Origin of the sequence: uncultured Veillonella sp. (assembly GCF_915069625.1) — a bacterium.
GTDB lineage: Bacteria > Bacillota > Negativicutes > Veillonellales > Veillonellaceae > Veillonella.
This window is the reverse complement of sequence record NZ_CAJZFD010000069.1, coordinates 1-9,641: the sequence shown is the minus strand read 5'-3', so window position 1 is coordinate 9,641 and position 9,641 is coordinate 1. Positions and strand designations below refer to the sequence as shown.

General features: G+C 37.1%; 3 protein-coding genes. All 3 read right to left on the bottom strand.

Annotation, left to right across the window (positions count from 1 at the left end; all coding sequences use genetic code 11):
* Positions 1 to 340: 340 nt before the first annotated feature.
* Positions 341 to 5,503, bottom strand: a complete 5,163-nt coding sequence (locus QZ548_RS05040; protein ID WP_295868825.1) for a hemagglutinin repeat-containing protein — start codon at positions 5,501 to 5,503, stop codon at positions 341 to 343.
* Between the two features lie 108 nt (positions 5,504 to 5,611).
* Positions 5,612 to 7,741 (bottom strand): filamentous hemagglutinin N-terminal domain-containing protein, encoded by a 2,130-nt coding sequence (locus QZ548_RS05035; protein WP_295868821.1) that lies wholly within the window; start codon positions 7,739 to 7,741, stop codon positions 5,612 to 5,614.
* 75 nt (positions 7,742 to 7,816) lie between these two features.
* Positions 7,817 to 9,514 (bottom strand): ShlB/FhaC/HecB family hemolysin secretion/activation protein, encoded by a 1,698-nt coding sequence (locus QZ548_RS05030; RefSeq protein WP_295868818.1) that lies wholly within the window; start codon positions 9,512 to 9,514, stop codon positions 7,817 to 7,819.
* Positions 9,515 to 9,641: the final 127 nt, after the last annotated feature.

Here is a 9,641-nt window from a genome sequence, read left to right as displayed (position 1 = left end):
ACCCTCTTGCTAGCCCACTAGCTTGCAGTTGGCTCAGCCGTGGACCTGGGATGTTATATATTCATCCAAGGGATGTGAACATAGGGTGCAGGATATTGTTGTTTTCACAAAAATGCTTCCAACTTAAAAAGCATCCTATTATTAACGTAATCTATATATCTAGCTTCAGGATAAAACAGATTTTCATCTACCTTAATTCTTTTCACTTCATTCCATGAGGAATCCAACACAATAAGCCCTTGATGGTTATCATTTATTATGCTATATGGTCCTATTCGTTCTAACATATATATATCATTTTGGTTATAACTACTATATAAAGACTTAATAGGTTTCATAATCATTGTCTTAAATCCTTTCTAAGTTTTTTCTTAGGGTCTTTAGATTTCTCCCTCATCACTCCAGTTATAGGATCTGCTTCGCCTAAATGATTTCCATTTTTATCAAATACTTCTAAATGGGCATCTACACCTTCATGAAAAGTATCTCTATAATAGTAATGTTTTGTTACTCTATGTCTATAAATTTGAGCATGCTCCTTATAGCGCTTACCCGTTCTATCGAATAAACTTCTATCTGATAAAATTGTTTCAGCATCTTGCGGAACTCTCATTCCCCAAACTGGATGTTCCTTAGAGTATGCAGTATATATATAATCGGATAATTTAGGTTGAACTAAATCAAATCCACCCAACTTACTTATATTTAGTTCTTGTCCCAACGGACTAGAAAGTATTTGAACTCCAGCATTTTCATTGGTAGGGCTTTTCAGTATCTTAGGCTCAACAGACTCCGGTATCGGAGAAGATAATATCTTAGGTTTTGAAAATTCAGGATTATAAGTAAAATTATCTACCCAACCTTCATTTCCAATATTAGAAACATCTACAGCTGTAGCACTAGAAATACGGTTCTTATAGGCCAAAACAAATGGTTTACTCACTGGTTGTAAAGTTTGTGTAACTATAAACTGTTTTGTATTTGGATTCAATACAATACTACTCTCAGGATGATCAACCAAATACATATCACCGTAAGAATATGACATTTCACCAATCTCACCTGTAATGGTATTTTTTACCTGTACCGCTTTACTTGAAAGAGAAGCCGATGGTTCAATGACCCAATTCTTTGTTCCATCCTTACCAAATACAGACCCGGTATACCTGTTAGATGCTCCACCCAGACCATCTAGATAATGACGACTTAATATATCTCTACTATTATTATTTTTATATACGCTCCCGTCTAAATGATATATCTCAACTGGATAATAAGATTGTTTAGCAAAATCCCATTCATACTGTTGCCCCTCAACAACAATGGGTCCTCTTTGTTCTAATACTGGGGTATCTTGTATAACTACAGAAGCATCACTAGTTGCATTATCATGCCATACACCAACTAGCCGCTCATTTTTTCCTTGCTTTGCATCATAAGAATAATTATCTACAGAAACAACGTTCGTATTTGGAAGAGTCAAAATCCAGCTTGCATTACGTATAAAGTTGTTTATACTGTTTAGCTGATTCATACTATTTGTTAAGCCAATAACACTGGTTCCTGTAAAAACCCTTGCTACCATAGGTGCAGCCCCAGCAATATTCCACTTAGTCCCATATTGTGCTTCAACTGCACCTGTCACTGGTGAATGGCCTAAGCTACCATTTACAGCAGCACCTAGTAAAGCACTTAATGTTTGAGCTACATCAGGTTTTTCTTTTGCAATTTTTTGAATTTCTCCAACTAATGCTTCATTGGTAGCACCAGCATAAAACCCACTGCCAGGTTTATTTCCTGCCATACGAGCAGATACTTCAGCGACTACACCATGAGCTATTGCTTTCGCAGCTTTACCTTCTTTAGAGGTTGGATTCCAATTATGTAATTGTCCAAAGGCTTCTTTTGCAAATAACTTAGATAATTCTTGACGTTCTTCAATTTTCTTTTTATCAAAGATTTCATCAAGCTTATTCAAGCTATCTTTTGTATCTCGAGACAGTGTTTGCATATTAAAGTTAGCATCTCGTACTTCTATTGTACCATTTGAAATAGCAGATTTTGTAGTGGAAGAACTAGATTTACTAGAATCTGGCAACAGATTAGGTAATGCGCCTAATGTATTCCACACAGCATCTTTTCCTGCTTTACTAAGGTTCTTATAATTACCTACGTGATTATAACTCATACCTACATTACGAGACGTATATTCTGCCGTATTTTCAACATCTTTAACATCCAATAATTTAGTGGATAATTTATTTTTATTAGAGTCTGCTGTACTATCTATAACAGCCCCTCTTAATGATGTTGTTTCAGCCGTGTTAATTACAAATCCACCATCACCTGCATATATACCCGCTTGATCAGTAACACTTGCATAATCACTTTTCATTTTACCTTTGCTTGAACTCATAGATACATTATTTAGAGAACCCGCATTTGTAGATACACTAAACCCTTTATTAGAGCTTTCACCTACATATGTCTTTGTATCTTGTAAGCTTTCAATAGAAAGGTTTCCACCTACGTCGGCTGTTACAGATTTACCAATTACCTTAGAGCCCCTGATATGGGTATCCTTTCCTGATGTAATAGTAACCGCATCAAAACCTACAACAGTAGTACCAGTATGTGTTGTTACCTTTGTATTACTCTTTTGTTTTGCAGCATTAGCACTTGCATCAAAACCTAGTATACCGCTCCCAGCAACACTAATATTAGCCCCAACAGACCAGCCTTTACTTTTGGCGCTTTCAAGCTTTTCACTTGTATTTGTTGCCGCTTGTAAAGATACATCATTAGAAGCCACTAATTTAACTGTTTTACCTGAAATTGTCTCACCAACAGCTTTAATATTTCCTTTGATAGAGTCTGCACTATTAGCCTCAATTGTAATATCTCCATTACTTTCAATAGAGCCTCCATCAAATGTATTGGCTTCATAGGAAGACTCACTTCGACTACTGCTAGAGCCAATGCTTACATGAATATTTACAAGATTATCTGCTTTAGCACGTTTCTTAGCCTTATATCCAGCTTGATTATTTTCTAAATCAGCTAACTCTGCATTTCCCTTGCTTATATTAGCTTCGCCTACTTTAGTTTTATAATCCGCAACATTTGCTGTCGTTGTATTCGAATAACGGTTCATAAGAGAAGCATTTTTTAACTCTTGTGCAGATGTTATTTGAGCTTGTCCTAGCTCTTTTAATTCAGTTCCCTTCTTTAATACAGAACCTGCTGTATAGCTTGTGTAATCATGGATGTTCGCAGCTGCTGTTTTAAGTTCTTTACCAGCCTCCATATATTCTAGTGCAGCCAAACGTTTATCTTCACGACCTTTAGCTTTTTGTTGTAACCCATAAGCTGTATTAATAGCATTTGCAACAGAGCCTCCAAGACTAACCGTAAGCCCAGAAGATTTATATTCGTGACTTTCTTTAGAAAGGTAATGATCTTCCTTGCCATCTAATGCTATATCTTGTCCACTAAGTTTAATCCCGTTATCCGCTATAATATCTGTCGTAGTCAAGTGAACTGTATCACCAGCTTGTACAGTAACCTCACCATCAGTAGATCCTAAAGTAGTGGCTTTATGAGTTGTTTCATCGATATAATAGTTATCTTTAGATTGTTTTTTACCAATCATGATACCCATGCCAGCACCCATAATACCAGATTTTTTTACATCTTTAGATGCGGTACTTAGCGTATGCTCTGCTGCTGCATCTGTTATTACATTATGACCTGCTAATACAGATGTTCCTGCAGTACTCACCACATTCGAGGATGTAAGTGTCACATCATTATTAGCACCCACCACTACCGTATGACCACTAACTGTACTCATTAAGGCATGTTTAGATTCATCATTTGTTTTGATCTTAGTCTCCTTTTTATTAAGGAGGCCTTTTTCTTTGTATTTTAACGCAAATGCATCTTTAGATTCACTGTATCCATTTTCAATAGATACGTCATGTTCTCCAATTACTTTTACCGCCCCAGAGTCACTGCTAACGGTCAAATTACGAGCCTTAATATCATTTTGGGCGCCAATAGATACATTTCCACCAGCCTCTATTGTCGTTCCTAGTTCAGTTTGACGATAGGTTCGTAAGTAATTATCGCCATCTTGAGTCATATCTTTTTTAGCAGTAAGAGTATCTGTAGTGCTATTAATATCATGTCCAGCGGTAATAGTGATAGCCCCTTCTTTACCTAATGCTTCAATAGTTGCACCACCTAGGTTTACGTCATTGCCAGCAGATACGATTATAACACCTGTATTACCGGTTACAGCAATACCTGCTGTTTTATGTAAAACATCTTGGTTTGTTAAATGCTCAGTAGAATTGTTAAAGGTAATATCCTCTTTTGCTTGTAATTCTACAGCATCACGACCTACAATTTGACCTTGTTGGTGAATAGTTGTATCAGATTGCAAGCCAACTTTGTCTGCATTAATATGACCGCTATTAATAATATCTTGATTAGATGCAAGAACTACTGTTTTACCCTGAATAACACCTTCATTACGGATACTTTCCTTTGCATTCATAACCAATGTATTAGCACTAATTAAGGTTCCATCATTATGCAACTGTAAGCCATTGCTTTGTTTAAGGTATACCTTAGGATAGATCACCTCAACAGGTTTTCCCGCTACCATAACAATATCTTTTACAAGCCAAATCATATCACTAGTTAAACTAGCGGCTTGTTCTGCTGTCAGCGCTACACCTGGAAGAATACCATGTTGCTTAGCATAGGTAATACCTGCATCCATGAGCGCTTTAAATTGACTTTCGTCATCTGTATACCCATCAAGGAATCTATACCCTATTCCAGATACAATCTGCTGTCTAACTAAGGTCTGCTCATACAAACCGTCACCTAGTCGTTTTTCGATATTTTCAGGCTTTGTTTTCATCTCTTTATATATATAATCGGATGATAAAAAGGCCTTTTTATTCGTAAATTGTGGATCTGTTTCAACTACATAGTTAGCAGTGCTTTCAGGATGTATTCTATACAAAGATTCTGTAGGCAATGACAAAATATTAGTTCCTGCTGTTGGTTTAGATGCATCATTACTGCTATCTTGTGCAAATGGATTTAAGAAGTCTTGTACCTCTTTACGGTGATTAGCCCCTACTTCGCCTTTTGCCTTACCATTTTTGTCTTCTTTCTTAGACACCCCAAGTGACATTGGATTTTCTTTATTCACTTGTGGAGTCATAAATACTTGACCCTTATAACCTCTTCGTCTAGATTTATGTGGCCATCTTCTTTTATAGGTATACGAAGCTTCTGTAGTACCAAATGTATTAGTCACTTCTTGATTTTCTTTTGCTACTTGATCAATAGCTCCCGTAGTACTTAATATACCACCTACAACCATTTGACTATTTTCATTAGTACCATTTCCGGTGAATGACACATCCCCACCAAAGCGCACAACACCTGGTGTACTATTTTTCACCTCTTCTTTAGAGGTCATTGTTTTAGTTCGAATAATAGTATAATTGTCTATTTTTTCATTAGCTACTCCGGAAATTTTTTGGTTATGTAATTCAGCCTTTGCATTATGAGCTTTAATTTTATCATTTTATGATGCCAAAATAGGCTTAAATTGTGCATCCCATGCCTCTTGTTCAGGACCTGCTGCTTGAGGACGCTCTGTCGTCATAGAGGTAATGCCAAATTCCTTAAAAATAGGGTCATCATAGGCATATGATGGTACTTGTGTACCAATATATTCTGCCGGAATTAGTTTTTCGCCAGCCGCTTGTTCTTCAGGTGTAATTTGTTCTACAGTAACATATTCTGCAGCATCATATATTGGCATCGGAGCAGTATTACCACGATTATGGTTTGCACCATAACCACTATTTAAAGAGCTAAACTCGGACTTTTTAAAAGCCTGACCACGCTCACTATGGTTTTTATCTGTAATCAATATTTGATCTTCTTGCTCTGTAAGCATAGCATCATTACTTGCACCAGAAAGACCTTTTTCAATTTCAGGACTAACTCGTTTTGCTGTAAAAGAAGAGTTCTTATTTTGATAGTCTTTACTTCGGATGATACCTTTTCCTAACCCCTCAATAGTACCACCAATATTGTGCAAGGTATCACGACCATCCAATGTCATAGTACCACCACTATATATAAGAGATTTTTCTCTATTCAAGATAGAATCTGCCTCAATAGTTACATCTTCTCGACCTGCTATAGTACTTCCTTTATGAGCAGATAATTCCTCTTGTACTAGCTTAACAGCTTTAAGTTTTTCATCATATACTTTAGATAGCTCTTTGATTTGATTCAAATATTCATCTTGTTCAGTTTTTGATGTAAAAGCTGTAGTATCTACAGCGTAAGCTGCTTCAAGCTTATCTTCTGCCGCTTTCATATCTGCCATAGCCGCATCTAATTTGGATTCTAGCGCTACATTCTTACGGTTTTCGAGTACCTTGGTTTGTATCGCTACTTTTCCACCATAAATGCGACCATTCTCTGTATTATGTAGTTCTTTACTATTAATTGTTGTAGTACTACCAGATACAATCACTGCATCAGTATTACGAACAGTACCTGCCTCAATAGACAAGGAACCATTACCAGTCAGAGCGCCTTGAGTATTAGCACCAGAGGCTATTGTATTAATGTTAGTTAAGGTTTCTTCTACCTTAACATGTCCATTTTTAGCAGATGTAATATGCCCTGTATTAGTTAACTCTTTTGTTTCTAAACCCAAGTCTCCACCAGAAGCAATTGTCTTTGTATTCTGTATAGAGTTTGCTTTAGCCACAAGACTTGTATCCGACTGAAGCGTACCATTAACAGATAGATGACCATTAGCATCTACTGAAACAGATTGAGTCCCTGCAACTACGCCATTAAGATTAACACCTACACCAGCTTCGGTACCAACCATAGTAATATGATTTGCATACATCCCACCAACTGCAGCCACATCCAGGCCAATTGTTGGCTTTATTTCAGTAGACGACAAATCTAAAGCTGTAGCCTTTAAATTCTTGGCGTCAATATTATTTTGTCCGGTACGAGTATTGAGTTTGTTTGCCCAAACACCTGCATTTACATCAATAGTTCGTGCCAAGATAGACACAGAATCTGCACTTTTCCCATCAAGGCCTTTACCTTCAATAGAGACTTTTCCTTGTTCTACACGGTAATTTTGTAAGTTGCCAGTACCATCTAATTCTGGTCTACCTGTAGTTAACACAGCATGCTCCGTATTAAGGAATCCCCCACCATTAACGGTAATGCCGTTAGGGTTAGCAACCACAACGGATGCCTTTTGCCCCGCCACTTCTAAATAACCATTCATAGATGTCGGTGCATCTGATGTAACTTGGTTTACGATAACCTTTGCAGTACCATTCACCATGTTACTATTACCTTGCACATAGCCAGCAAGTTCTGTTTTACTCGTTACATATGAGTTATTTAAAATAGCCCCTTGTTTCTCTACATTAAATTGATCATATTTATTCATAGAGACGCCACCATTAGTAGGGGCCGTCACGTTAACTAGTGGAATCTGATTAGCTGTTTCCTGAACTAACGGTCGTTCAGTAATAACAGCATTATTATCTGGCATAATTGGTGCAGCCAACACCATCGATTGAGATGCTACAAATACACCAAAGGTTAGCCAAGACATTATCTTTCGTCCTAGCGTACGTCGTTCTTGATTTGTTTTACACATACAACTCTCCAATTATATAAATACTAGCTCAACACATGCTAGTTCAACACATATATAGTCATAATTATATTGAGATTAGAATCTGTACCCTATAGTAAATCCGCTATAAAACTTTTTCGTATGATATCCTTGCGGTTTATATAAAGGAGTACTAACAAATGCATCGAACAATAAACCCGATGCATAGTTACCTCGTACACCAAGCGCAGTACCTGCAATTGTTTTGCCGACTAGAGCTTCTGTACTTTTACCATATACAGCCCCAACATCAAGACCAAGATATACTTCCGTATTAAGGCGAGGAATAACAGATGATACTTCATTACGCACATACCAACCACTATCGCCCATAAGTGTATATTCGCCATCGAAACCATAGATACTATATCGATTACCTATATTGATAGTATCTACACTATATACCCTTTTACCTCCTTGCACCCACTGTCCATGGAATGAAGAAGTAAAGGATGCAGGTCGATGGCCCATAATAAATGGTTTTCGATAATCTACATCTACAAGCCACATATGATATCTAGATGTAGGCCCTCCCATAGCAACAGATGCCTTATGCTCAGATTGTGCACCAAGTGCACCTATCCCCCATTGGAATCCCAAACGAGAATACAACGTAGCATTCCCAATATATTTACGATTAGAAACTCCAAACTCCATTGAAGTCGTACGTAATGCTTGCACAGGTATTTCCATATCATTGATAAATCGATGATTGTGCCGTGTGCTAATAGAAATATCAAATGCACGTTTTTCACGTTGTGTACGCGACCAAACATGATCCCATTTTGCCTTCATAGTAGTGGACTTACCACCGTATGTGAAATCATAAGGATTAGATTGAATAGTTTGATGATATCTTGATTTAGAAAAGCTTAAACTAAACGTATCTTTTCCATGAGGTATTACATAATTGAGACTAGCTGCACGAGTTCCTTTTATACTACCCGCACCGCTAAGGTCACCTGACAACGACATAGTAAAGGTATCATTAGCTCTGAACACTTGGTCAAAAGATGATGTAAAACTACCTTGATATACCCCTGTAGACTCTAGACCACTATTATCGAAACTAATTGATCCATGTACTGGTTTATCTTGTTTAATCGATAGTTCAATAATAGAAGTACCAACAGATGTACCTGGAAGTAACTTCATTGTTACCGATTGAGATGATACACGTTTCATCTGCTCTAGGCCTTGTTCTACATCTCGGATATTAAGGATATCTCCTGGACGTACAGGAAATGCAGTGCGCCAAGGACCATGAGCCGAAGAATCACCATATCGAATATCTTCCACTCGACCAGGCATAACCATAAATTGTAAAGTCCCAGCATTTAAATTTTGTTCTGGAATATATACCTGAGAGGTAACATAGCCTTTGTCTAGTAATTTACGTTGAAAGGCGTTACGAATATTAGTAATATCTGATACAGTCACATGTTTTTGCTCATGCTTACGAGCAATCTTATTTAGAAACGATAATTCTTTAGGCACACCATCTAACTGTATTTGTTTAATATAAAAAGACGTACCATTCTTATCTGAAGGTACGTCTATAAGTGCCGGCTCGCTGACAACGGTCCCCACGCGTTCCGCATCGAAACGAAGATTACGTTCTCGTTGAGTATCTCGGTCTTGTTGTAATTGCTCTTGTTGAGTCATAGGTATAACAGGATCAGCTGCCTGTACCATTAAAGGCATAGACAGACTATATACACCTAAACTCAGAAGAACTAAGCGTTTTATATTCACAAAACTCTCCTATAAACATACTCTAACAACATCATTCATGACAGATTCATGAAATACATATCATCAGAATAACATAGTTAAAGTTTTATTGTAAAGTATAAAATTATTTTAAATATCATCTAATTAA

What these genes read in the sequence shown, in the direction of transcription:
- QZ548_RS05035 (WP_295868821.1), bottom strand. Translation starts at nt 7,741, where the DNA reads ATGTGTAAAACAAATCAAGAACGACGTACGCTAGGACGAAAGATAATG.
- QZ548_RS05040 (WP_295868825.1), bottom strand. Translation starts at nt 5,503, where the DNA reads ATGACCTCTAAAGAAGAGGTGAAAAATAGTACACCAGGTGTTGTGCGC.